Here is a 24,402-nt window from a genome sequence, read left to right as displayed (position 1 = left end):
CAAGGAAATATGGCTAATTCTGGTTGCCTGTCGCCCGCGAACTATTCGGCGTGCTTGAAGATCAAACACGCATTGGTGCCGCCAAAGCCGAAGGAATTCGACAGCACGAACTCGACTTCGCGCTTGCGCGCCTTATGCGGCACGAGGTCGATCTTTGTGTCGACCGACGGATTGTCGAGATTGAGAGTCGGCGGCACGATCTGGTCGCGCAAGGCAAGGACCGAGAAAATCGCCTCGACCGCGCCGGCCGCGCCAAGAAGATGGCCGATCGCCGACTTCGTCGAGGACATCGAAAGGCCCTTCGGATCGCCGACAAGCCGCTGCACCGCCTGCAATTCGATCTCGTCGCCAAGCGGCGTCGAGGTGCCGTGCGCGTTGATATAGTCGATGTCGAGCGGCGAAACGCCGGCGCGCTTGATCGCCGCGCTCATCGCCCGAAAGGCGCCGTCGCCGGTCGGCTGCGGCGCGGTGATGTGATAGGCGTCGCCCGACATGCCGTAACCGATGATTTCAGCATAGATCCGCGCGCCCCTCGCCTTGGCGTGCTCGTAGGCCTCAAGCACGACACAGCCCGCGCCCTCGCCAACGACAAAGCCGTCGCGATCCTTGTCATAGGGCCGGGACGCCTGTTTGGGGCGATCGTTGAATCCGGTCGAAAGCGCGCGGCAGGCGGCAAAGCCCGCAACGCCAATGCGGCTGATCGGTGATTCGGCGCCGCCCGCGACCATGACTTCGGCGTCGCCGAACTGAATCAGCCGCGCCGCGTCGCCGATGGCGTGCGCGCCCGTTGAGCAGGCCGTGACCACTGCGTGATTTGGCCCGCGCAGCCCGTGCTGGATGGAGACATAGCCGCCAGCGAGGTTGATCAGCCGCCCGGGAATGAAGAAGGGCGATACGCGCCGCGCGCCCCGCTCATGCAGAATAACAGCCGTCTCGGCGATGCCGGTCAGCCCACCGATGCCCGAGCCGATGAGGACGCCTGTCTCGATCTGGTCCTGATAGCTGGTCGGCTTCCAGCCGGCGTCGTTTAGCGCCTGCGTCGCCGCCGAGATGGCGAAAACAATGAAGGGATCGACCTTGCGCTGCTCCTTCGGCTCCATCCATTCGTTGGGATCGAAACTGCCGTTCTGTCCGTCGCCGCGCGGGACAGGCATCGCGATCTTGCAAGGAAGATCGGACGTGTCGAACTCCTCGATCGCGCGCGCGCCGCTTTGGCCGTCGAGCAGCCGCGTCCACGTGGCTTCGCTGCCGCAAGCGAGCGGCGAAACCATGCCAACACCGGTAATGACGACTCTGCGCATAATTCGATCCGGCCCAAATGCCAGTTAAAGCAGATCCCGATCAGTTTGGCTCAGCCGATCGATAAATGCTCAAGCTCCTGATTGCGGCGCGATTTCTTGATCGACCGGGTACGTTTATCCGGTCGAAAAACGCGTTTGAGCATAGTCCCGTCGCAGAGAAACAATCCAATCGACCAGAATATGCTCCGGCTTGCGACTCTGGAGCGACTTCTTATCGACTTAGCCAGATTGATTCGGTGGAAAAGCGTTCCGGCGCCCGGCCGGATAACGGCGGTCGCTGTAAAACGATTACGACATTGATCGCGGACGGTGATCGAAGGAACGCTCCCGCGCGCAAGCGCAGCGCGGCGCAAAGATCAGGCGGCTGTCGCCTTCTCGAGGAAGTTGACCGCGTCGCCAACAGTCACGATCGTCTCCGCCGCGTCGTCCGGAATCTCGACGCTGAATTCTTCTTCGAAGGCCATCACGAGCTCGACCGTATCGAGCGAATCCGCGCCAAGGTCCTCAATGAAATTGGCATTGTCGACAACTTTATCGGCATCCACGCCGAGATGCTCGATTACGATTTTCTTCACCCGCTCAGCGACATCGCTCATGGTCGTTTTATCCTCGTCCTCATAAATTGCCGACATTGGCCGACGTCAATGCGCGGCGCCCGGCGTCTTTAGCCATGCGCGCTGTTTACAAACCTGCGTCCAAACCTTCGTATCGGCAGATCCGACGGCTGAAGTTCGACGCGCAGCTTTGGATTGGAGGCCGATCCGGCTCTTCAATCCCGCAAAGATCGCTTTCCCCTCACAGCACAACGCAGGCTTGGTAACACACTTCATTCACCTTGGCGAGAGCTTGCGCGCGCGCCCGGTAATTCCTGTTAAATCACTCAAATCATTGCCATTCCTCCGTTAACATGGAGGGTCTGGCCAGTCACATATGAGGCTTCCGAACTCGCCAGATAGACCACTGAGGCCGCAATTTCCGCGCCCGTTCCGAGCCGGCCCATCGGCACGGTCGTCAGCACGGCGGCACGTTGTTTTTCGTTGAGCGCATCCGTCATCGGGCTTTCAATGAAGCCCGGCGCAACGCAATTGACAGTCACGTTGCGGCTCGCGACCTCGCTGGCGAGACTTTTGAACATGCCGATCATGCCCGCCTTCGAAGCTGCGTAATTGCCCTGCCCGGCATTGCCGACCACGCCGACGACCGACGTGATTCCGATGATCCGGCCAAAGCGCTTGCGCATCATTGATTTGACGCAGGCGCGGGCGAGACGGAAGCTCGCGGTCAGATTGATCGCGATGACGTTGTCCCACTCCTCATCCTTCATGCGCATGAAGAGATTGTCGCGCGTGACGCCGGCGTTGCTGACGAGAATATCGAGCCCGCCCAGCGCGGCTTCCGACGCGGGCACAAGCGCTTCGACCGCCTGCGCGTCGGAGAGATCGCAGGGCAGCATTTCGACCCGCGACCCGAGTTCGGCGGCAAGCGCATCGAGAGCCTCCCGCCGCGTGCCGGAGATTGCGACGCGGGCGCCCTGGGCGTGCAGCGCGCGGGCGATTTCTTTGCCGATGCCGCCGCTCGCGCCCGTGACAAGAGCGGTCTTGCCGGAAAGATCGAACATTCTAAGAACTCCAATATGCGCCGCTCAGGCGAGCGCCCTGTAGGCCGCGACATCTTCCGGCGTTCCAACCGAAATGCCGATGGCGCCAGCGCAGACGCGTTTGATGAGGCCTGAAAGAACCTTGCCAGCGCCGCATTCGACGAACAGACCGACGCCCGCGCCCGCCATGAACAGAAGGCTTTCGCGCCAGCGAACCGCGCCCGTCACCTGCGCGACGAGAAGACGGCGAATTTCTTCCGGATCGCTGACGGGAGCAGCCAGCACATTGGCGACGAGCGGCGCAACGGGCGGCGCGATGGCGACATCGGCCAGCGCTGCGCTCATGACCTTGGCCGCAGGCTGCATCAGGGCGCAGTGGAACGGGGCCGAGACCGGCAACAAAATCGCCCGCCGGGCGCCCTTAGATTTCGCGATGTCGATGGCGCGATTGACGGCTTCCGTTGATCCCGAGACGACGGTCTGGCCGCCGCCATTGTCGTTTGCGACCTCGCAAACGACGTCTGCGCCTGATTCCGCGGCCGCCTGGCTGGCGATCTCCTGCGCCGCGTCGGCCTCGACCCCGAGCAGCGCCGCCATCGCCCCGACGCCGACGGGAGCCGCCGCCTGCATCGCTTCGCCGCGAAGGCGCAGCAGCCTTGCGGCGTCGGCGACGCTGATTGAACCTGCAGCGGCGAGCGCCGAATATTCGCCAAGCGAATGGCCAGCGACAAAAGCGGCGTCGCGCTTCAGATCAAGGCCCGCTTCCGCCTCGAGCACGCGGATGGCGGCAAGGCTTGCCGCCATCAGCGCCGGCTGCGCATTGGCGGTCAGGGTCAGTTCGTCGAGCGGACCTTCAAACATCAAGTCGGACAGGCGCTGTCCCAGCGCGTCATCGACCTCGTCGAGAAGCGCGCGCGCCTGCGGAAATCTCTCGGCGAGCGCTTTGGCCATACCGACAGATTGCGAACCTTGACCTGGAAACAGGAAAGCTTTCGTCAAATCCGCATCCCGCCGCTCAAAGCCTCATTCCGAAAAGATCCAATTCTTCTTGAGGCGGCAGCGAGTGACACCGCAGCAAACCTCTGTCAAGCGGCGCGCGTCATTTCCACTAGAGTAGCCTCCTGGAGATTTTATCCGGCGGCAATTCCAGCGGAGCCCTTTGGTCTGCAAATCTACTCGCATCTTGGCTGTTCTCGGAAAAGCTTTAAGAATAGTCGAATCGACGAGAAGCCAGAACAAGCGGGACGCAATGTCGTCAATTCCGGGAAAAGCCTGCGGCGCATGCGGCTTTTGCTGCAAGGTGCTTGAGATCGCCGAATTAGAGAAGCCGGCAGGACCCTGGTGCCCGCATTGTGTTGAGACCGCCGGCTGCAGCATCTATCAATCGCGCCCGGACGTCTGCCGCGACTATGAATGTCTCTGGAAAGGCGATCGCGGCCTCAGTTCGCGGCTGCGCCCGGACCGGGTCGGGGTCCTCTTGATGGAGGATCCGGATTCGGACGAATATCGCGCCGTCTGCGATCCAGCCAAACCGATGGCTTGGCGTCATCCGCTGATTTTCATGCATCTTCTCTCAGTGGCGAAAAGCGGCCGGCTGGTCGTCGCCAAAGCCGGGCTCAAGGCCTGGCGCATCTGGCCAAATGGGGAATGCGGGCCTTGCGTCTGACTTTTGCGAGCGGCCGCCCACGTTCTTGATCGGCGGCGACTTGCCTGCGGCGGAAATCCGTCTATAAAGCGCCCTTCGCGGCTTCGGCCGGGGGCTGAACGGAAAACCCGCATTCGCGGGCAGGATGCGCCATAGCAGGACGCCGAAAAGTCGCAGACTTTCCGGATCGACGTCAAGCGCTGATGGAAATACGCCTCCGCTTTCCAGTGTCTCCGCCTTCGTTTGTCTTGTCGAGCCTTTCCAGGGCTCGAAGGGCTCTGCGCCGGAGCGCCGCGAGAGACGTTTTAGAAAGGCACACGCATGGCTCTCTACGAGCATATTTATCTCGCGCGTCAGGATGTTTCCGCCCAGCAGGTGGAAGCGCTGACCGAGCAGTTCCGGGGGATCATCGAATCTCTCGGCGGCAAGATCGAGAAGGTCGAATATTGGGGCGTCAAGACCCTCGCCTATCGCATCAAGAAGAACCGCAAGGCGCATTTCACCCTTTTGAACATTGACGCGCCGGCCGCCGCCATCACCGAGATGGAGCGTCAGAGCAGCCTCAATGAAGACGTGCTTCGTCTGCTGACGATCCGCGTCGAGGCGCTCGAAGCTGGCCAGTCGGCGATGATGCGCAAGCGCGATGACGACGATCGCGGCGATCGCCCCGATCGCGGCGATCGCGGCCGCGGGCCGCGCCCCGACCGTCCCCCGCGCCGTCCGCGCGATGACGCGCCCGCCAGCGAAGAGGGAGGCTTCTGATGACGACGACCGCAGCGCCACGCCGTCCATTCTTCCGCCGCCGCAAGACGTGCCCCTTCTCGGGCCCGAACGCGCCGAAGATCGACTACAAGGATACGCGACTCCTTTCGCGCTACATTTCGGAACGCGGCAAGATCGTGCCCTCGCGCATCACCGCCGTGTCGGCCAAGAAGCAGCGCGAACTCGCGCAGGCGATCAAGCGCGCCCGCTTCCTCGGCCTGCTGCCCTATGTGATCCGGTAGGCTTTCCCGCCGCGCTTATTTAAGCGCCGAGGTCCTGTAGCGATAAATATCACCCAACCGGTCGTCGATCGGTTGGACCCTGTGTTGGGACGGGCGGGCGAAAGGCTCTGACCCGCCTCTAACCGCCGCAAGCGGGACAGCAAACCATATGGTCAATCGGGTTTCCTCTTCGAGCGCGGCCTTTGCCGCGGCGGCCGGCGCCGGCCTTGCCTCGGCGCTGTTGTTTTGCCTGGTTTCCCAGGCGACTTTCGCCGCCATCGCCCTCGCCTATTTATCGCCGCTGCCGATCATGATCGCCATGATCGGTTTCGGACGAACCGCGGGCCTTATCGCCGGGGCCGTCGCCACCCTCGCCGTCTGTGTGATCGCCTATCTGCAACAGGCCCACCAGGAAAGCGGCGCAAGCGCCGGAACGGCCGCGTTCGCCGGCGCGACCTTCGCCCTTGCCCTTGCCGCCCCGGCCCTGTGGTTGAGTTTTCTCGCTTTGACCAAGCCGAAAGAGGCTCGCGCGCTAGGCCAGCTGCGCGCTGGCGCCGCGTCGCAGGAGTTCCATCCGCTGGAGTGGCTGCTCGCCACGGCGATCGCCATTGCGGCGACGGTCGGCGTCGTCACCACGATCATCGCAACAGCCCGCCACGGCGGCTTTGCCGCGGCGCTGGCGCATGCGGACGCGACCCTGACGCCCGTGCTCGAAATGTTGGCGGCGGAGGCGCCCCTGCCCCAGGGAATCGATCTGCACAAGATGGCGCGGCTGATGGCGCTTGCCGCGCCGCCGGCGATCGCCGCCTCGACGCTTTTGATGCTGCTCGCCAATCTGTGGCTCGCCGCCCGCGCGGCGCAGATCTCCGCGCTGCTGCCGCGTCCGTGGCCGGACATTCCGCGCGAGCTGGGGCTCTCGCGCATCTACGTTCCGGCGCTTGTCGTCGCCATCGGGGTCAGCTTTGTCGGTGGTCTTGCCGGCGTCGTCAGCGCGATCGTCGCCGCGACGCTCGCCATGGGATTTGCGCTGGAGGGGCTCGCCGTCGTCCATGACGTGTCCCGCGGACTGAAATATCGGACGCTGCTTCTCGGATTCGTTTATTTCGGCCTCGTCCTGCTGGCGCCGCCGTGGCTGCTGATCGCCTTCGCCGCGATTGGCGTCGCCGAATCGATCTTTTCCTTGCGCGCGCGCAAGCGAAATTCTCTCACCCGCAAATCCTGATCAACACAACACGACAAGGACGATACCAATGGAAGTTATTTTGATGGAGCGCATCGCCAAGCTCGGCCAGATGGGCGACATGGTGCGCGTCAAGGACGGCTACGCCCGCAATTTCCTGCTGCCCGGCGGCAAGGCGCTGCGCGCGACGGCCGCCAACAAGGCGCGCTTCGAAACGCAGCGCGCCCAGCTCGAAACGCGCAATCTGGAGCTGAAGAGCGAAGCGTCGGCGGTCGCCGAAACGCTCAACGGTCAGGTCTTCGTCATCATCCGGCAGGCCGGCGAGACCGGCCATCTTTACGGCTCGGTGTCGCCGCGCGATATCGCCGAGATCGTCACCGCGGGCGGCTTTTCGGCCAATCGCAACCAGATCGTTCTCGCCGCGCCGATCAAGTCGATCGGATTGCATGAGGTGCCGGTTCATCTGCACCCGGAGGTCGTCGCCACGATCACGGTCAATGTCGCCCGCTCGCCCGCGGAAGCCGAACGTCAGGCCGCCGGTGAAGAGGTCAATGTCGTCGAAGAGGCCACCATGGACGATCTCGGCCTCGAAGTCGGCGCGGCGCTGGCCGACGCAGGCGGCAGCCTCGGCGACCGCTAGATCAAAACCGATCCAACTGGAACGGCTTTTCTCTTAGCCCATTGTTTCAACGCATCCGCTTGATCCAAAAAGCCTCAGCTTTTCCGGCGGATGCTCTGAAGCGCTTGCCGACCGGATGAAATCATTCGGTCGATAAGAACTCGGCCAGATTCAAGAGCTTGAGCATACTCTTGTCGATCAGAGCGATTCAATCTGATCGGAATATGAACGAGGTTTTCAAGGCCGGGTGGATGCCGCTGGCCTGAGCCCGGCTGTCGCGCAGAAGAGCCAAGGGACCGCCTTGCGCCGGGGCGCGCATTCGTGGCGCAAGGAACTCTTCAGAGCTCCAGGCCTATCGGCGGCGACTGGCGTCTTCGCGCGACAGCCCAGCCCGCCAGGTCAGGGCAAAATAAGCGATGATCAATATCATATTGACGCCGATCCAGGCGTTGGCGAAGAAGCCGGGAACCATCAGCGCCGCGAACATCTGAGCGATCGCGCTGAACAGCCACAGCACGCCGCCCCAGGGCGTCGCCAGCCAAAGCCCGACAGCCGCCACAAGATCGAGGATGGCGAAAAAGATCACCGCCGCCCCAAAGACACCGTCAACCTGATCGAACAAAGGCTCGCGCGGCGTCAAGATGGCGCCCCATTGGCTTAAGCCCTGCAACACCCAAAGCGCCGCCAGAACGCGCATGAAGACGACGAGGATCAGTCCCCAGATCGATTTTTCTTCGGACGCTCCGGCGTCGCCAATCCGGATTGCCGCCGATCCATCGCGCGCCGTCTCCCGTTCGGAGCCGCCAAAACTTTTCATGCGGCGGCCGCCGGCGCCGAAAATTCGAGCTCCTCGGCGAGCGGGGCAAAGTAGGACTGAATATCCCCGCTGGTGACCGCCGCAAAGTCGGCGGGCAGCCATTTCGGCCGCTGATCCTTATCGACGATCGTCGCGCGGACGCCCTCATAATAATCATGGCCGGCAAGAATGCGCGCAGCGATGCGAAATTCGACGCGCAGCGCCTCTTCAAGATCGAGATCCGCGCCGATCTGAACCTGACGCAGGGCGATCGCGAGGCTCGTCGGCGACTTCGAGGCGAGCGCGGCGAGGCATGACGCGGCAAAACCCGATTGTTCATTGCCAAGCCGCTGCACGATCGCCGCGACCGTCGGCGCCTTGAAGCAGCGGTCGATCCAGCTCCGCTCTTTGATGAAGGCAGAGTCCGGAGGGGTCTCTGCTTCCGCCGCGATCGCAGCCGCAGGCGCTTCTCCCTTGGCGAGCCGCTCTGTCAGCGCCTCGTGACGCGCTGAAGGAACGTAGGCCGAGGCGAGTTTCAGAGCGAGCACGTCGCCCGATCCGATCCGCGCGCCGGTCAGGGCGAGAAAAGCGCCAATGGCGCCCGGCAGGCGGGACAGAAAATAGGTCGCGCCGACATCGGGGAAGAAGCCGATGCCGACTTCGGGCATGGCGAATGTGACGCTGTCGCCAGCGACGCAATGGGCCGTGTGCACGGAAAGCCCGACCCCGCCGCCCATGACGATCCCGTCGATCAGCGCGACGACGGGCTTCGGGTAGCGCGCGATGGCATGGTCGAGACGGTATTCCTGACGGAAAAAAGCGAGCTGTTCGTCGCCATGCCCGCTCTTGCCGAGTTCATAAAGCGCGCGAATATCGGCGCCGGCGCAAAAGGCCCGCCCGCCGGCTCCCCTGATCGCGACACATCCGACCGCCGCATCCGTCCGCCAGCGATCGAGCGCGGCGGCAATCGCGCGGGCCATGCTGATATTCAACGAATTCAGCGCGGCCGGCCGATTGAGCGTGATAAGGCCGCAGGCCCCGCGGGTTTCGATGATGACGTCGGCTTGAACCATGGTCCGCTCCTCGCAACGAGGCTTATCCTCCAAGACAGCGCGTCGTCAACGATCGGCCGGGCCCGAACGAACGACGCCCCCGCGAGGCGGAGGCGTCGACCCTACTAAACCGCGCCCTTTGGGGCGAGGGTCCGGCGTCAGAAGCGGATGACAGAACGCACGCCAAACACCGCGGCGTCCGGGATCGGGGCGTTGTTGGGATCAAGCGGGTTCGCCGCGCCGGCGCCCGGATGGAAGATGTATTGGAAATCCGGCTGAATCGTGAAGCCAGGAATGATCTGCGCCGAATAGGTGAGTTCGAGCGCGACTTCATAGTTGCGGGACGGCATATAGGTTCCCGAGAAGAACGCGGTCTCCTGGTCGAGCGCCCGCGCCGACGGCGATATTTCCGAATAGGCGACGGCGAGGCCGAACGAATCATCCGGCCGGGCCGACCACAGACCCATGAAATTTACGCCGCCGTCGACGTAAAAATTCATGGTGTTCTGAAAATTGGGGGCCCCTGTCACGCGCGCAAAGACGCCGACGCCTTTTTTCGGATCATCGCCGGGAAGGCGCCACACCATCTGGTCGAGGATGCCGTAAAGGCCCCAGTCGCCCTGGACCTGTTTTGCGATTCCGTTGCTGTCTGGAGAGGCGAGCGACACATTATTGGTGTCATAGTGCTGGCTGTAGAAATTGCCGAAATGATACCAGCCGCCGAATTTCAGCGTGCCGGCGAGGCCCGTCGAATCCTTTTCCTGATTGTAGGCGTAGGCCGCCTCGCCAATCACGAATGGCGAATCCTGCAGCCGGAAATCCGTTCCGGAGGGATCGTTCTGATAGACCTCGCCGGTAAAGCCCGCGCCGGTCGGATCGCCGTTGAACACGGCGCCCATCAGGGTGAGCGAGTCGATGGGATTGTATTTTATGCGCACGGCGGGCGTCGCATACGGATAGGCCGGCCCGCCGCTGGGGAGGTTGACGGCCATCGGATTTGGCCAGCCGAAGGTGGAGTTGGTGTAGAGGCCGCCGAATTCGCTGATGAAGAATTCGCTGTCCGCCGCAAGCTGGCCGATGCGGATCGCCACCTTGTCGTCGAACAGCTTTTGCTCGGCCCAGAGCTCGAACAACGACAGGCCGGGATGCGCTGCGATATTACTGATCGCCGAATAGTTTAGAAGATTATAGGTCGTGACGCTCTGCCCCGCGATCGAATAGGCGTTGACATGGAAGGTCAACCCTTTCAACCCGGCCAGCTTGTCGAGATCGGCGTCGAGGCCGAGTTCAACGCGCTGCTCGTAGCGGGCGCCTTGTTTGATGCCGCCGGTCGGATTGCCGAACACTTCGCCGATGTAATTGACCTGTAGGTTGATCCCGTGGTCGCAGAGATATTTCTTGATGTCGCCTGCGACGGGAATGGCGATGCTCGTCGTGATCGACGGCGACGCGTCGCAGATGCCGGGCGGCGGCGCCTCGGGCGGCTTGGCCGCCACGTCCGCCGCATGGGCAAGGCCCGCAGATCCGATGGTCAAAGCGGCCGCGGACGCAGCAGCGCGCGCCCAGCTGCGCCGATGCAAAGCGCTAAGTAAAGAAACGCGCATATCGTCCCCCAAAACATGCAACCCGACGTTGCCTGTAGAAGGGATAAAGCGAGGCTTCCGCCTGTCGCAAGTGTTGTGTTTTAGTATTGTTCTAGTTCGACAATTGTCCCTCTACGAGCTTCGTCACGCGCCGAACAATTCTTCATCGCGATGTAAAGATGCAACATTTATTGAACGAGCCGCTGCGATGCGGACGGCGCGCCTTTCGGCTTCCGGCCGCGACAAAACAAATGAGGCGAGTCAAAATGCTGCTGACGGGGTAATTTTGCGTTTGCCCCCCGTCGCGACGCCGTCTTCCTCAAATCGGTTTTCATCTCGACCCCAAGCGTCCCGCTGCAAAGGATTGCGAATGGCCCGCAGAGTCGCCCTCTACTACGCCTGGAGTCGGCCGGGCGAGACCGGCGCCCCGCTTTCGATCATCGAGAATCGATTTCCGGCGCTGTTCGAAAGCCGGCGCATGCTCTGGAGGAACTATCGGACCCACGCCGCTTCGACCAAAGCATCACGGGCTTCCTCGACCATATCTTGAAGCCCAATTACACGGCCTTCGTCGAGCAGACGGGCGCAGCGACCGGCACAGCTGTTCTTGAAGTCGAGCGCGTCGACGATAGCGGCGAGCTGACGCCGCTGGACGGTGCAATTCTCGAACGCGTCGACACCTTGATCGTCGTCAGCTTCGATTCGCTCAGAACGGGGCAGCAGGCGAGCGGCGCCGAGGCGGACGCCGTCCGGCGCTTCCTCGACAACCCCGATCATCTTGTTTTCGTCTGCCCCCACCATAACATCGGCGAGGCTTCCAACCTCTCCGACTCTGAGCGGCTTCAGCTTCAGGAAACGGCTTTTTTGCACCATGGCGATCGCACGATTCCGCCGCAGCAGCGCTTTGGCGGCTTCGGCCGTTCGCTGCTTGCAGCGCTTGGGGTTCCGGTCGAAAATCGCTTCGGGCTACACCCTGCCGCCGCGCCGGATGGATCGCCGGCGCTGCTCGAGATCGGAACGGCGCTCGACCGGCTGAAACTGCTGGCCGGCGTCATGAATTTCAATCTCCACCCGCATCTGCCGCATTTTGCGCGTCTCGGCGACGACGCCGTCAAACTCGACGTGCTCGCGCGACAGGCGATCGATCTGACCGCGCCGCCTCACCCCTTTGTCGAGGACGGACACACCACTTTCGACGCCCCGCTCCAGTCGCGGCCGGAGACTTTTGCCGGCGCTCTCTTGATTGGCGATGCGACGCTCTGGAGCTCCACGGCTGGAGGTCTCGACAGTCTTCGCCGCTTTTGGACGAATGTGGTCGAGCGGCCCGCCCGATCCTGAACCTTGGTCGGTTTCGCGCAGCTGGCAAGCGACGCCGGTTTCAATTGTGAACAATCGGAGAAAAATTGGAGCGGGTGAAGGGAATCGAACCCTCGTATTCAGCTTGGAAGGCTGCTGCTCTACCATTGAGCTACACCCGCGCAGCGTCCCTTTATCGAGGGCGCCGACGAAATGCCCTATACGCGATTATCGAACGCCAAGTCAAAGCGGGCTTTGGTCAATACGGCCTTGTTCAAAGCCCCGTCTCGATCGGCAGGCAAGGCTGCGCCGGAGGCTGCGTGAAGGCGAGCAATTGCGCCGACTGACGCTGCAAAAGGGTCAGTTTCGACAGCACCGCGTCGCGCACGACCACCCAATGATCACGCTCAGGCCCTGCGCCGGCGACCGCAAGATTAAGCCATGTATAGGCAAGAACGTAATCCTGCGGAACGCCGTGGCCCTTGTCGTACATCAGCCCCAGTTCATATTGCGCATTGGCGAAGCCCTGATTGGCCGAGCACCGATACCAGGCCGCGGACACGATCCAGTTCTGCGGTACGCCCTGGCCGCGTTGATACATAAAACCGAGAAAGGCCTGGGCGCGTGGATCGCCGGAGGTCGCCAGGGGCAGGAAAATCTCCGCCGCTTTGACGTAATTATGGGCGCGCGCCGCCGCGACGCCGATTTGCAGGCGATCCTGCGCCAGAGCCGGATCCGCCGCCGCGAACAAGAGGCAGGCGGCCATTGCGCCGCGAAAACCGCGGGCGCGCCGCCGGCCCGGCCGCGGCTGCGTCTTAGAATTTGCAGGACTCGCTAAAAAGGCCATGGCGCGCCTCAAAATCCAAAATTGCCGGTCTGAATGAGCCATCCGAGCCAAATCGCCGGCGCGAGAAAAAGGCCGAACGGCAAACGCTCGGAAGCGTCGATGCGGCGGCGCCCGGCAGACTGGACGAGCAAATAAGCGGCGATCGCCGCGAGCGCAGCGATCTCGACGGCGACCGGCATCATCGGCCAGTCGAGCCAGGCGCCGCCGGCCGCGGCGAGCTTGACGTCACCAAACCCGATGCCCTCGCGGCCGCGCCAGCGATAATAGACTTCCCGCAGGGCGAAAAAGGCAAGGCCCAGCACGCAGGCGCGCAGGATGGCAAACGCCACGCCTGTCATTGCGCCCTCCGGCGCCCCGACCGCCGTAGAGACGAGCGCCAATGCGAAAACGGCGAGGCTCAGTTCGTTCGGGATGAGAAAGGACCGCGCGTCGATGACCGCGATGGCGAGCGTCAAAAGCGCCAGAGCCGCGCCGAACCATCCGGAGAAGCCCGGCGCGAAGGTAAGGCTCGTCACAACGGCGGCGGCGCCAAGGCCGACCAGCGCGGCGATCCCGATCATGCGGCCCTCGCGCGAGTCGGCGCCGCGGCGAAGGAGAACGCTGGTCGCGGCGCGCCAACTCATTGTTGCAGCGCCCGCAGCGGGACCGGCGTCACCGCTCCCGTGGGATAGATGTCGCCGACCTTGTTGCCGCGCAGCTTCGAGCGCAGCTCCTCGGCCACGAAGGAGGCGTCGACGCCATCGCGGATGATCTGCGGCCGGATGAAGATGATGAGTTCGGTTCGGCTGACCAGTCTGTTCGAATTATTGTTGAAAAGATTGCCGAGGACGGGAATCTGGTCGGCGACCGGAATTCCCGCCTTTGTGCCATTGACGCCGTCGCTGATAAGCCCCGCGAGCAGCACGGTCTGCCCGCTGGCGACGAGGATGGAGCTCTTGACCTTGCGCTGCGAGAAGGTCGGACCGAGAGCGGAAGTCCCCGCCTGATTGCTGATCTCCTGCTCGACATCGAGCGAGACATTGCCATTGAAATTGACGCGCGGCTGCACGCGCAGAATGATGCCGGTGTTCTTGTAGTCGATGGTGTTGACGACGGCGTTATTGGCCGAAAGCACTGTCGCCGAGCCGGTCTGGATCGGAATTTCGTCACCGACCTGCAAGGTCGCGACCTGGTTGTCGACGACGACGAGCGAGGGATTGGAGAGCACTTTGACGTCGGTATATTGATGCAGCGCGTTGATGATCACGCGCGGACTGGCCGCATTGCCGAGCGTGAGGTTGAAGCCCGGCGTGGTGCCGCCGCTTCCCGAGGTCTGCGACAGCGGTATGCTCGACGCCGTATTGGTGACAAAGCCATTATTGGTGCCGAGGCCGAGATTGCTGCTGCCGAGGAAAAACTGCACGCCGTAGTTCAGCGTGTCGTTCAAGGTGACTTCGGCGATGGTGAGGTCGATTGCGACCTGAAGTTTTGGCCGGTCGAGCTGCTCCAGCGCCTTTTCGATGACCTTGTAGCTTTGCTGATTGGCGTAGATGACGACGGAATTATTGGCTGTATCGGCCATGATTCTGACGCCCGGCAGCAGCACAGGACCTTTGCCGCCGCCGCCAAGTCCTCCCGAGCTGGAGCCTGCGCCGCCCGCCGCCGAACTGTCAGCGCCGCCCGCGCCGCCTGCGGCGCCAGCGCTGCCGAGCGTGCCGAAGGGACTTTGCGAACCCGCGCCCGACGAACCTGCGCCAGCGCCAAGGGATGACGAGGAGCTGGAGCCAGAGCCAGCGCCAAGCGATGAACCGGCTGATCCGCCTCCGCCCGCCGATGCGGCGAGGGACGCGGTTCCACCCGTCAGGCGATCGGTGGTCGACACAGAGGAGCCGGACCCTGGCGCAAGCGAATTCGCCGCGCTGTCGCTGCTGCTGGCGCCGCCGGTAAAGAGGTCGCTGAGCAATCTTGCGATCAGCTTCGCGTCGCCATAACGGACGCGGTAGACCTTGACGCCAGTGCTTGCCGTCGCCGATCCGTCGAGACGGGCGATCCAGGTCGCCGCCGCGCGCAGAAGCTCCGGCTTGCGCGCCACGACCAGCACGGCGTTGGAGCGGTTCATCGCCTGCACCTTCACCATGTTCTGGCTGAGGCCGGCCTCACCCGAGTCGAGAATTTTCTCGAGTTCGACGACGATTGGCTCGGGCGTCGTGTTCCGCACCGGAATAATGCCGACCGATTGGCCGCGCATCCAGTCCTGATCGAAGCTGAGGACCGTGTCGACGGCGGTGCGGCGTTCGACCCCGGTGCCGACGATGATGACCATATTCGTCCCGGAATCGACGCGAATCGCGCCTGGCCTCGTGGCGAAGCCTTCGAGCAGTTTGTTGATGGTCTGGACCGAAACATGCTGGACCGGAACCACGGTCATGCCGTAGCCCGGCTCGAGCCGGGAGCCGCCGCGATCGACGCTTCCATTGCCAACCGCGTCGTCAACCGGAATGATGCGATAGCCGCCAGCGTCGTGCACGAGGACGGCGTTGCTGGTGCGTAGAGCGCTCTCGAGGACGGACAGCAGCCGCGATTTCGGCACGGGGCGCCCCGACGACAGCGTGATGGTGCCCTGCACGCGTGGGTCGACGGCGTAGCCGAGGCCGAGCACGTCGCCGAGGATCACCTTGGCGACCGCGGTGATCGGCGCGTTTTCGAAGTTGAGATCGACGCCCCCGCCGCCGCCCGCGCCAGAACCTGCGCCGGCGCTGTCGCCTCCGCCGGAGGCGGCCGCTGACCCGTCGGCAGTGCTGCCGTAGTAGAGCTGCGGACGGTCATTACCGCCGACGCCGGTGTTAACGGTATCGCTCGATTTCGGAAAGCGCGGCTGCAGATCGAGGCCGCGAACGCGATCGACCGCATCCGGCGCTTCATTGCCGCCGCCCATCAGCGGCGATTGCGCGCAGGCTGCAACGAGAACGCTGATACAGACGAACAGACCAGCCGAAATCACGCGGCTCGAAAGATAAACTTTGGCGCGGCCCTGGAGTCTCAACAATAACCCTACTCGAACAAGACGCGGCTGAGGACCGAACCGACGCGTTAGCGATGAATGTCACAGTTTGATACTATGATGAAGCCTTGCCCGCCAGCAGGGCGAGAGGCCGCAGCCAGACGCCCGTTATAAGCGGCTTCTTGCGACCATATTCAGGCATTACGACGAATTTACGCAACCCTTCGCCAGGCGCGGTCTCATGAGCTCCGGTTCTTTGGACGAATTCACAAAACTCCTTGTTCACAAGAAAATGATGTCGTCCGAGGCGACGCTCGCGACCCTCGTCTCAACCGAGCCGACCGGCGAGCCCGCATTGCGGAAAATCTGGGAGGCGACAGACCTTTCGGCGAATGGATTTGCCGACGAAGTTGCGAATTTTTATGGCATGCGGCGCCTGAGCCTGCCTGAACTTGTCGCGGCGAAAGCGCTGACCGACCGGTTTTCTGCGCGCTTCCTGCGCGAAACGTCGATCTTTCCTTTCCGGGCCGAGGATGGCGGCCTGAAGCTCGCCGCCGCCGATCCGAGCGACCGCGCCGCCGCGCGGGCGGCGGAGATCGTGCTCGGCGGACCGGTCGAGGTCGAGGTCGCCTCCTTTGAGGATATTGCGATCATTCTCGGCGAACGGATCGGCGCCGATGAGGCCGCCTCCCCCGACGAAGCCCGCTCGAGCGCGAGCGCCGACGACGATATCGAAAGCCTGCGCGACCTCGCCAGCGGCGCGCCCGTCGTGCGCGCCGTCAACGATCTGCTCGAACGCGCCGTCGAGCTCCGCGCCAGCGATATCCACATCGAGCCGTTTCGCAACGGGCTGACCGTGCGCATGCGCGTCGACGGACTGTTACGGACGGTGCCGGCCCCGGCCGACGCCCTGCCGCAAGCCCTGCTGTCGCGCATAAAAATCCTCGCCGGACTGAATATCGCCGAACGGCGCCTACCGCAGGACGGCGCTGCGCGCCAGCGCATCGCAAGGTCCGACATCGACATTCGCGTCGCGACCATGCCGACGCAATATGGCGAATCCGCCGTGCTGCGCCTTCTGCCGCAGGATCGCGGCCTGCTCGACGTCGCAAGGCTTGGCCTCTCGGCGGCGGATGACAAGATTTTGATGCGCCTGCTGGAGTTGCCGCATGGGCTGATTGTCGTCACCGGCCCGACCGGCAGCGGCAAGACGACCTCGCTCGCGACCATGCTGTCGCTTTTGAATCAGCCCTCGCGGAAAATCCTGACCATCGAGGATCCGGTCGAATATGAATTGCCGGGGGTGAATCAGAGCCAGGTCAAGGCCGGCATCGGACTGACCTTCGCCACGGCGATGCGCGCCTTCGTGCGCCAGGATCCCGACGTCATCATGGTCGGCGAGGTGCGCGATTCCGAGACGGCGAACATTGCCGTTCACGCCGCGCTGACGGGCCATCTCGTGCTGACGACGCTGCACACCGAATCCGCGGCCGCCGCGATCCCGCGCCTGCTCGATCTTGGCGTCGAGGGGTTCTTGCTGAAATCGACGCTGCGCGCTGTGATCGCGCAGCGTCTGGTGCGCGTGCTCTGCGAACGCTGCAAGAAGAAGCGCATTTTGACGCAGGAGGCGCTCGAGGCCGATCCGCGGCTCAGCGCGCTCGGTCTTCGCTGCGACGACGCCATCTATGAGCCGGTTGGTTGCGAGCGCTGCGGCGGCTTTGGCTATCGGGGCCGCAACGGAATCTTCGAGATCCTCGAACTCAAAGGCGAGGCCTATGAGCTCGTTGGCCCGCACGCCGACGCGCACAGCATCGATCGCGCCGCCCGCCGCGCCGGCATGACGACGATGGTCGAGGACGCCGTCGCCAAATGCCGATCAGGCGTCACCTCGACCGCCGAGGTTTTGCGCGTCACCACAATCCGCTGAGGCCGGGGCCTCGCCGCGCGCGCGGCGAGGCAGCGGAGATTTGTATTGACATATTCCCCGAACCGCGCCGACCCTCGCGCACCCTGTCCGCGTCCTTGTCGGATCTCGTTATATGCTCAGTTTTCGCTATTCCGCGCTGACCCAGACGGGCGAAATCGTCAGCGGCGTCATCGCGGCCGAAAGCGCGGCCGAGGTCGCCGTGCGCATTGAATATCTTGGCCTCATTCCGGTCGACACCAAGCTTGATGACGCCGGCGCGCGCGCGGCGCGCTTCGGCCTGACTTTCACGGCGGCGCCGCGCTTTGAGGAAGTCACCTTCTTCACCGGCGATCTCGCCTTGCTGCTGCGCACCGGCGCGCGCATCAACGAAGCCCTGGATCTCGTCGCAACCGACGCCGACGTCGGCCGCCTGCGGCCGACGATCGCGAAGCTGACGGCGGCGATTCTCGGCGGCGAGAGCTTCGCCGACGCGCTCTCGCATCACCCCGCCCTGTTCCCGCCGATGTATGTCGCGCTTGTGCGCGTCGGCGAGACTTCCGGCAATCTCGTTCCGGTGCTCGAAGCGATCACGGCGGAGCGCACGCGCTCCGAGGCATTGCGTCGCAAGGTCGGCGACGCCTTGCGCTATCCGGCGTTTGTGCTCTCCGCGGCCGGCGCGGTGCTGATTTTCTTTCTGACATTCGTGCTGCCGCAATTTGGCGCCGTGCTGCGCGACTTCAACGCCAAACTCGATCCGATCGTGACCGGCTTTCTCGCCCTCTCGGATTTCTTCTCGGCCAACAAGGCGGCGCTCGGCCTCGGCTTCGCTGCGTTTGGCGCCGCCGCATTTTTCCTGCTGCGCCGGCCGCAAACGCGCAACGCCCTGATGCGCGTTCTGGCGCGGCTGCCGCTCGTCAGCCGAATCATGAGCTACCATCAAACAGCCGTGTTCTGCCGCAATCTCGGCGTGCTGCTCGCCGCCGGGGTCACGTTGACCGCCACCTTGCGCATTCTCGCCGACATGATGGCGACGGCCGGCGGCTCGCCGGCCTGGCAGCAAACAGTCGATCGTGTGCGCCATGGCGGAAAGCTGTCGGACGCTCTCAGCGACACGCGCGCTCTGCCGCCGATGGCGGTGCGCACCTTGCGCCTTGGCGAGGATTCCGGGCAATTGCCCCTCCTCGCCGAGCGCATCGCCGGCTATTATGAGGTCAAGCTGCAACGCAGCCTCGACAAGCTCGTCGGCGTCATCGGGCCTTTGGCGATCGTCACAATCAGCATCATCGTCGGTGGTCTGATCGTCTCGATCATGACGGCGCTCATGTCGGTCAGCCAGGTGGTGGGCTAAGGTCGTGGGCTCAGGCAATCGGCCGACTCGGCGCGGCTGGAAAAAGCGGCAAGCCGCGGGACAGGCTCATGGTTTGGTCGCAATAATCGATCAGAAGAATCGCGGGACACATTGAACAACGGTCGCGGAATGAACAACGGCAAAACATCCATCGTCGCCCTTTTCCGGCTCGGCGCGCAGCCCGGCATCCCATCGCCTTCCCGCCGCGCCGGCGAGGCCGGATTCACCCTCGTCGAAATTCTGGTCGTCATCACCATTATCGGCCTGATCATGGGCCTCGTCGGTCCGCGCGTGCTGAATTATCTCTCGGAATCCAAGGTCAAGGCGGCGACCATTCAGATCGAAAGCCTCTCGAGTTCGCTCGACCTCTATTTCCTCGATATGGGGCGCTATCCGACGACGGCGCAGGGGCTGACCGCGCTGGTCCAGCGGCCTGGTGGCGCAACCGCATGGAACGGCCCATATATAAAGGGCAATAATGTTCCAATCGATCCTTGGGCGCATGCCTATATTTACCGTTCGCCGGCTGAGCGCGGCCCATTCGAAATCACGTCCCTCGGCTCCGACGGACAGGAAGGCGGCTCGGGTCTTGCCGCCGACATCAAGAGCACGGAAATCGGAGGCCTGAAGAAAGCGGAGAGCCGATGAACTCACGGCGCGGTCAAGGCGGCTTCACTTTGCTCGAAACGGTATGCGTGCTCGCCATTATCGCGATTCTGGCGGCGGTTGTGATGCCGGCCTTTCCCCGCGCCACTTCGCCCGCGCAGCTTCAGGCGCTGGCGATGGCGACGGCGAGCCTGCTCAAGGCGGACCGCAACGCCGCCATGCGCCGCGGCGCGCCGGTCTCAACCGAAATCGATACGGTCGGGCGCGTCATCCGCTCCGGCGCTGGGCAAAATCACGTCATCGTGCCAGGCGACGTCAGTTTCAGCGCGATGCTGGTGGAGAGCTGCGATCAGCACCCCGCCGGGACAACGATTTCCTTCTTCCCGTCCGGGCTTTCCTGCGGCGGCGCGCTCTCGCTGTCGCGGCTTGGCGAAACCCTCGAAGTGCGCGTCGCCTGGCTCACCGGAGGCGTCGAAATTGTGCCCCAGAAGACGTTTTGAGCCGCGACCCTTTGCAGGCCAAGCGCTGCCGTCGGCTATCGTCCGAGGTTCGAGCCGCGCCGGCTTCACTCTCATAGAAGCGCTGGTCGCGCTCGCGGTCATCGCTGTCTGCCTTGCGGCGATCGGCTCGCTCGTGGCGTCGAATACCCGCTCGGTGCGGCAGATCGAGCAGAGGCTGGCGCTTGTCTCCGCGCTGCGCAAGATCGAGGCGGCGCTGCCCAATCGCGCCCGTCTCACGGAAGAGCTCTCGGGCGAGATGGGCTCGGCGGATTTTTCAATCGGCTCGACGCCCTTCCCCGACCCTTCGCCCCCGCCTTCCACCAAGGCCGCGCCGGCCTGGACGCCGCAAAGGATCGTCATCACGGTGCGCGGCGAAACGGGTTCGATGATCGAGGTCGAGACGCTGCGGCTCATTCCGAGCGAGACCCAATGAGCGTTACCGGCGCGCCGGCAGATCCCCGTCAAAGCGAGGCGGGCTTCACGCTGTTCGAGGCGCTCGTGGCGGTCGCCATGATGGGCCTCATTCTTTCGATTCTCGGCGCCATCACCGCGCAATGGCTGCCGCGCTGGCGCGCCGGTTATCACCGGATCGAGCAGGCCGAACTCGTCAGCCTCGCCCTGGACCGGGTCACCTCGGATCTCGCCGCCGCCGAGTATATGACGCCGATCGGCGATCCTGGTATCCTGTTCTACGGCTCGGCCGACGCGGTCACCTTCGTGCGCGCGCCGATCGGCCCTCGACCCTCAACGGGGCCGGTCCCCACGGGACTCGAGATCATCAAAATCGCCGGCGGCGAAGACGGCGGCCTCAGCCGCTCGCGCGCCGTCTTCACGCCACAGGCGAGCCTTGGCGCGAAATCCGAAGATTTTGAATTCTCGGACAAGACCCTGCTGTTGCGTCCGCCACTCAAAGTTTCGTTCGGCTTTGCCGGGGCGGACCGCATCTGGACTGAAGCCTGGACCGATTCGAACCGCCTGCCGGCCGCCGTTCGCATTACGGTGCGCGATGGCCCCTCGGACGAAATTCTCGCCGCCTCGACGGCGGCCCTGATCCACATCAACGCGCCCGCCTCCTGCGCCGCGACGGGAGCCGGCACGCAATGTCTGTCCGAACCCGGCAAGGCGCGCGAGCCCGCCGCGCCCAATTCGTCATCGCCCGCCGGCTCTCCGCCCGCGCATGGCGCTGTGTTATGAGGCGCTCCGCAGGGGCGCCGGCCTGCGGCGAAACCGGCTTTGTCCTCGTCGCCGTCTTGTGGATCCTCGCTGCGCTGGCGATGCTCGCCTCGATCTACTCCTTCTACGCCAGCGCCAGCGCGGTCGCCGCCCGCGCCACCTCCGACAGGCTGCAAGCGGAGGCGCTGGTCTCTTCCGCGCTCGAACTGACGGCGCTACGGCTGCTCGGGCGCAGCGACGACGATCCGCGCAGCTTGGGCGAATTTCAGTTTCGGATGGGCGGCGCCGAAATCCTTGTGACCTTCCGCAGCGAGGGCGGGCGAATCGACCTCAACGCCGCCCCGAAAGACCTGCTTGCCGGATTGTTCAAGACCCTCGGCGCGAAATCCGACGACGCCGATTCTTTTGCCGACCGAATCATCGGCTGGCGCAAGAAGGGCGAGGCCGGCAAGCAGAACAAGGAGGCCGACCTCTACAAGGACGCGGGCCTCAGTTATGCGCCGCGGCAGACGCCGTTCCAGAATATCGCCGAGCTGCGTTTCGTGCTGGGTCTACCGCCGGACCTCGTCGAAAGCTGCATGGCTTTCGTGACCGTGTTCAACGGCCTGCCGCAGATCGACGTCTTCGCCGCCGCGCCTGAGATCGTCGAAAGCCTGCCGCATCTCAATGCCGATGTGGCCGCGACAATTGTCCAAAAGCGCGGCGCGCTTGACGCCAAAGCGATCCTTTCGCTGCTCGGGCGGGCCAAGGACAGCGTGTCACTCGAGCCGCGCAAGGCAAGCCGCGTCAATGTCGGATTGCGCTTTTCATCGGGACGCCGCGTGAATTCCGAGGCCGTGATTTTGTTTGCCGACAAGGACGCGCAGCCCTACCGCGTCCTTTCCTGGCGTGACGATTTCGACGGAAGTTTCTAAACCCATGATATCGATCCAACGCAAATCACCCTGATCGAGCCGGAAAATGGCATGAGCTTCATCGATACGCTGTCCGCCAGAGCCTCGCATTGGCTGGACGAAGTGGCGACCGCCACGCTGGCCTGGCGCGAGACTTTCCGCCCGCCGCGTTTCGCTCGCCTCGCCGAGTGCGATGACGGCGCCTTCACGATCGAGGATTCCGCGCCGCCCGGCGCCAAGGGAGGCGCCGGCGCGCGCAAGGCCGAAGGCAAAGCCCGGGCCGGCGCCGGACGGATCCAGATGAAAGACGGCGTCGTGATTGCCAGCGACAGCGTGGCGCTCGGACAAATCTTGTCCGGCGCGCGCGTCGAGATCGAGCTGCGGCCGGATCGTTTTCTGTTCCGGCCGCTTTACCTGCCCCGCCGCGCCGCCGACTTTCTGGAGGGCATCGTCCGGGCGCAGATCGATCGGTTGACGCCGTGGGGACCCGCCGAGGCGGCGTTCGGCTGCCTGCCGTCGACCGAGACCGCTGGCGACCGCATGCTTGTCACCGTCGCCGCCACGTCGCGGCGCCTGTTGACGCCCTATGTCGATGCGATCGCCCCCTTCGGCGTCGAGAGAGTCATCATTTCAACCCGGGCGCCCGCCGCGGGCAATCCGCAGAGCGGAACCGAGCCCGTCAAGATATTCGAGCAAAAAATCGGCGCGGCGCTCGACGCCAGACGGCTGCGGCGCTGGCTCGCGGGTCTCCTCATCGGCCTTGGCCTACTTTGCGCCATCGCTCTTGCCGTTTCAGCCCTCGCTACAAGCGAACTTCAGTCCCGACTCGAGGATATCAATCACAAGATCACAGAGCGCCGCGCGGCGCTGGGGTCGGGCGCCGATCCGACCGGCGCAGCCGCCCTCGCGTTGCGGCAAAGAAAGAGCGACGCGCCCTCGATGATCGTCGTTTACGACGAATTGTCGCGTATTCTACCCGATGATTCCTACCTGACCGAATTGCGCGTCGAGAGCGACAAGGTCCAGATCGTCGGCGTCGCGCGCGACGCCACCGGGCTCATCCGCCTCATCGAGCAATCGCCGCAATTCACGCATGCCGTGTTTTTCGCGCCGACGACGCGGCTGCCCTCGGACGCCGGGCAGCATTTCTTCATCGAGGCGCATATCTCGCCGGGCGTCCATAGGCCGGAGGCGCAAAGCCAATGAACTTCGCCGATTTTAGCAAACGCATCAGCCAATCGGGCGCCCTAGCCGCTTTAGTCTATGTCGCGGTTGTGATAGGGTTGATTGTGACGATTTGGTTGACCTCGGCGGGCTTGGGCGACGCCTACGCCGATTATATCTCCGCCGGCTCGAGACTTGCCGCGCTTGAGGGACGCGCCGGCGCAGGCAAGCAAGCCGGCGACGAAATAGACGGTTCGCCTTTCCTTGAAGGCCCGACCATCACCGTCGCGGGCGCGGAGCTGCAGCGCCGCGTCGTCGCCGCGGTCGCGGCGGTCGGAGGGAGCGTATTGTCCTCGCAGATCGATCTCCAGGGATCGCAGGCGAGCGAAGGGTTTGTGGTCCTGTCGACCAGCTGCGAAGTCGCACAGACGGCGTTGCAGCCGTTGCTCTACGATATTGAGGAACGGGCGCCCTTCCTGTTCGTTGAGCAACTGATTATCCAGTCGTCCCAAGGGGGCGGCGCCGTGGAAGGAAAAAAGATGCGGGTGCAAATCGACGTCGCCGGTCAATGGCGGGTCCCGAAATGACGTCGCGCCGCTTGACGATGTCCGCCCTCATGCTCGCCGCCGCCTTGCCTGCCTTCGCCTTGGCCGAACCCTCGCGCGCGAATAAGCACGTCCTCGCTCCCCGCAATGATCTGTCCTCGAAGGAGGCGGCTCCCGTCGCGCCCGCCCCCTCCCCGATCTCGACTGCCGAGGCTCCGGCAGACCTGGAGACGGATCAATCGGCCCCGCCTGAGGAGGCCCCGGCTGCGCCGGCGACGCACCCGCGCGGCGCCAAGTTCAATCCGCTCTCCTCGATCACATTCGAGTCCTTGCGGGCCACCCGTGAGCGGCCGCTATTTTCCGTCTCGCGCCGGCCGCCGCCCCCGCC

General features: G+C 63.9%; 26 protein-coding genes, 1 tRNA gene and 1 pseudogene. 17 read left to right on the top strand and 11 right to left on the bottom strand.

Annotation, left to right across the window (positions count from 1 at the left end; genetic code table 11):
• Positions 1-41 precede the first annotated feature (41 nt).
• From fabF to fabD, 4 genes are all read right to left on the bottom strand, one after another.
• Positions 42-1,301, bottom strand: a complete 1,260-nt coding sequence (fabF, locus tag CR492_RS18315) for a beta-ketoacyl-ACP synthase II (RefSeq protein WP_102845172.1) — start codon at positions 1,299-1,301, stop codon at positions 42-44.
• Positions 1,302-1,657: 356 nt separating this feature from the next.
• A complete protein-coding gene (locus tag CR492_RS18310) occupies positions 1,658-1,897 on the bottom strand; it encodes an acyl carrier protein (protein WP_012589934.1) in 240 nt (79 codons plus the stop codon).
• Between the two features lie 284 nt (positions 1,898-2,181).
• A complete protein-coding gene (gene fabG / locus CR492_RS18305; protein WP_102845171.1) occupies positions 2,182-2,919 on the bottom strand; it encodes a 3-oxoacyl-[acyl-carrier-protein] reductase in 738 nt (245 codons plus the stop codon).
• Positions 2,920-2,943: 24 nt separating this feature from the next.
• Positions 2,944-3,897, bottom strand: a complete 954-nt coding sequence (gene fabD, locus CR492_RS18300; protein ID WP_102845170.1) for an ACP S-malonyltransferase — start codon at positions 3,895-3,897, stop codon at positions 2,944-2,946.
• Positions 3,898-4,147: 250 nt separating this feature from the next.
• Between fabD and CR492_RS18295 the strand changes: the two genes are divergently transcribed.
• From CR492_RS18295 to rplI, 5 genes are all read left to right on the top strand, one after another.
• Positions 4,148-4,564 carry a YkgJ family cysteine cluster protein gene (locus CR492_RS18295; protein ID WP_102845169.1) on the top strand — a complete coding sequence of 139 codons (417 nt, stop codon included), beginning with the start codon at positions 4,148-4,150 and terminating at the stop codon, positions 4,562-4,564.
• A gap of 300 nt (positions 4,565-4,864) precedes the next feature.
• The gene (rpsF, locus tag CR492_RS18290; RefSeq protein ID WP_102845168.1) at positions 4,865-5,305 is read left to right on the top strand and encodes a 30S ribosomal protein S6; all 441 of its coding nucleotides are present in this window, start codon (positions 4,865-4,867) and stop codon (positions 5,303-5,305) included.
• On the top strand, positions 5,305-5,547 hold the full coding sequence (rpsR, locus tag CR492_RS18285; protein ID WP_012589939.1) for a 30S ribosomal protein S18: 243 nt from the start codon (positions 5,305-5,307) through the stop codon (positions 5,545-5,547). The genes rpsF and rpsR overlap by 1 nt, the downstream gene beginning before the upstream one ends.
• Positions 5,548-5,695: 148 nt before the next feature.
• A complete protein-coding gene (locus CR492_RS18280; protein WP_102845167.1) occupies positions 5,696-6,748 on the top strand; it encodes a hypothetical protein in 1,053 nt (350 codons plus the stop codon).
• Positions 6,749-6,776: 28 nt separating this feature from the next.
• Positions 6,777-7,346: a 50S ribosomal protein L9 gene (rplI, locus tag CR492_RS18275; protein ID WP_102845166.1), complete on the top strand. Its 570-nt coding sequence runs from the start codon at positions 6,777-6,779 to the stop codon at positions 7,344-7,346.
• A gap of 331 nt (positions 7,347-7,677) precedes the next feature.
• Here the strand turns inward: rplI and CR492_RS18270 are convergent, their stop codons facing one another.
• The 3 genes from CR492_RS18270 to CR492_RS18260 form a co-directional block, all read right to left on the bottom strand.
• Positions 7,678-8,142 carry a DUF6163 family protein gene (locus CR492_RS18270; RefSeq protein WP_102845165.1) on the bottom strand — a complete coding sequence of 155 codons (465 nt, stop codon included), beginning with the start codon at positions 8,140-8,142 and terminating at the stop codon, positions 7,678-7,680.
• Positions 8,139-9,194, bottom strand: a complete 1,056-nt coding sequence (locus CR492_RS18265) for an enoyl-CoA hydratase/isomerase family protein (protein ID WP_102845164.1) — start codon at positions 9,192-9,194, stop codon at positions 8,139-8,141. Before CR492_RS18265 ends, CR492_RS18270 begins: the two co-directional genes overlap by 4 nt.
• A 137-nt stretch (positions 9,195-9,331) precedes the next feature.
• Positions 9,332-10,708 carry a carbohydrate porin gene (locus tag CR492_RS18260; protein ID WP_180982611.1) on the bottom strand — a complete coding sequence of 459 codons (1,377 nt, stop codon included), beginning with the start codon at positions 10,706-10,708 and terminating at the stop codon, positions 9,332-9,334.
• Between the two features lie 418 nt (positions 10,709-11,126).
• Here CR492_RS18260 and CR492_RS21225 point away from each other — a divergent pair, with 418 nt between their 5' ends.
• Both CR492_RS21225 and CR492_RS18255 read left to right on the top strand, forming a co-directional pair.
• On the top strand, positions 11,127-11,306 hold the full coding sequence (locus CR492_RS21225; protein ID WP_245412163.1) for a hypothetical protein: 180 nt from the start codon (positions 11,127-11,129) through the stop codon (positions 11,304-11,306).
• A complete protein-coding gene (locus CR492_RS18255) occupies positions 11,303-12,094 on the top strand; it encodes a hypothetical protein (RefSeq protein ID WP_245412162.1) in 792 nt (263 codons plus the stop codon). The genes CR492_RS21225 and CR492_RS18255 overlap by 4 nt, the downstream gene beginning before the upstream one ends.
• Before the next feature lie 66 nt (positions 12,095-12,160).
• Here CR492_RS18255 and CR492_RS18250 read toward each other — a convergent pair.
• From CR492_RS18250 to gspD, 4 genes are all read right to left on the bottom strand, one after another.
• Positions 12,161-12,234, bottom strand: a tRNA-Gly gene (locus CR492_RS18250).
• Between the two features lie 92 nt (positions 12,235-12,326).
• Entirely contained in the window at positions 12,327-12,818 is a 492-nt protein-coding gene (locus tag CR492_RS18245; RefSeq protein ID WP_180982610.1) for a tetratricopeptide repeat protein, read from the bottom strand.
• A gap of 89 nt (positions 12,819-12,907) precedes the next feature.
• Complete coding sequence (locus CR492_RS18240) at positions 12,908-13,522, bottom strand: prepilin peptidase (protein WP_102845161.1); 615 nt, start codon at positions 13,520-13,522, stop codon at positions 12,908-12,910.
• Positions 13,519-15,924, bottom strand: coding sequence for a type II secretion system secretin GspD (gspD, locus tag CR492_RS18235; protein WP_102845160.1), 2,406 nt, complete (start codon positions 15,922-15,924; stop codon positions 13,519-13,521). Before gspD ends, CR492_RS18240 begins: the two co-directional genes overlap by 4 nt.
• Positions 15,925-16,120: 196 nt before the next feature.
• Here gspD and CR492_RS18230 point away from each other — a divergent pair, with 196 nt between their 5' ends.
• From CR492_RS18230 to CR492_RS18185, 10 genes and pseudogenes are all read left to right on the top strand, one after another.
• Positions 16,121-17,806, top strand: coding sequence for a GspE/PulE family protein (locus tag CR492_RS18230; RefSeq protein ID WP_102845159.1), 1,686 nt, complete (start codon positions 16,121-16,123; stop codon positions 17,804-17,806).
• A 112-nt stretch (positions 17,807-17,918) separates the two neighbouring features.
• Positions 17,919-19,133 (top strand): type II secretion system F family protein, encoded by a 1,215-nt coding sequence (locus CR492_RS18225; RefSeq protein ID WP_102845158.1) that lies wholly within the window; start codon positions 17,919-17,921, stop codon positions 19,131-19,133.
• Positions 19,134-19,262: 129 nt separating this feature from the next.
• Positions 19,263-19,781: a type II secretion system major pseudopilin GspG gene (gspG, locus tag CR492_RS18220; RefSeq protein WP_245412161.1), complete on the top strand. Its 519-nt coding sequence runs from the start codon at positions 19,263-19,265 to the stop codon at positions 19,779-19,781.
• Entirely contained in the window at positions 19,778-20,239 is a 462-nt protein-coding gene (locus tag CR492_RS18215) for a prepilin-type N-terminal cleavage/methylation domain-containing protein (RefSeq protein ID WP_102845157.1), read from the top strand. Before gspG ends, CR492_RS18215 begins: the two co-directional genes overlap by 4 nt.
• The gene (locus CR492_RS18210) at positions 20,217-20,672 is read left to right on the top strand and encodes a type II secretion system protein (protein WP_245412160.1); all 456 of its coding nucleotides are present in this window, start codon (positions 20,217-20,219) and stop codon (positions 20,670-20,672) included. Before CR492_RS18215 ends, CR492_RS18210 begins: the two co-directional genes overlap by 23 nt.
• Positions 20,669-21,433: a PulJ/GspJ family protein gene (locus tag CR492_RS18205; protein ID WP_102845156.1), complete on the top strand. Its 765-nt coding sequence runs from the start codon at positions 20,669-20,671 to the stop codon at positions 21,431-21,433. Before CR492_RS18210 ends, CR492_RS18205 begins: the two co-directional genes overlap by 4 nt.
• Positions 21,430-22,326, top strand: a complete 897-nt coding sequence (locus CR492_RS18200; protein WP_102845155.1) for a general secretion pathway protein GspK — start codon at positions 21,430-21,432, stop codon at positions 22,324-22,326. The genes CR492_RS18205 and CR492_RS18200 overlap by 4 nt, the downstream gene beginning before the upstream one ends.
• A 51-nt stretch (positions 22,327-22,377) precedes the next feature.
• On the top strand, positions 22,378-23,511 hold the full coding sequence (locus CR492_RS18195; RefSeq protein ID WP_102845154.1) for a PilN domain-containing protein: 1,134 nt from the start codon (positions 22,378-22,380) through the stop codon (positions 23,509-23,511).
• Positions 23,508-24,056 (top strand): type II secretion system protein GspM, encoded by a 549-nt coding sequence (gene gspM, locus CR492_RS18190; protein ID WP_102845153.1) that lies wholly within the window; start codon positions 23,508-23,510, stop codon positions 24,054-24,056. Before CR492_RS18195 ends, gspM begins: the two co-directional genes overlap by 4 nt.
• Positions 24,053-24,402: pseudogene (locus CR492_RS18185) on the top strand (hypothetical protein); the annotation flags it as partial. The gene gspM and the pseudogene CR492_RS18185, both read left to right, overlap by 4 nt.

The organism is Methylocella silvestris (genome assembly GCF_002891535.1).
Taxonomy (GTDB): Bacteria; Pseudomonadota; Alphaproteobacteria; order Rhizobiales; family Beijerinckiaceae; genus Methylocapsa; species Methylocapsa silvestris_A.
Note: the sequence above shows the minus strand (reverse complement) of the source record. Positions and strands in the feature narration are given on the sequence as shown.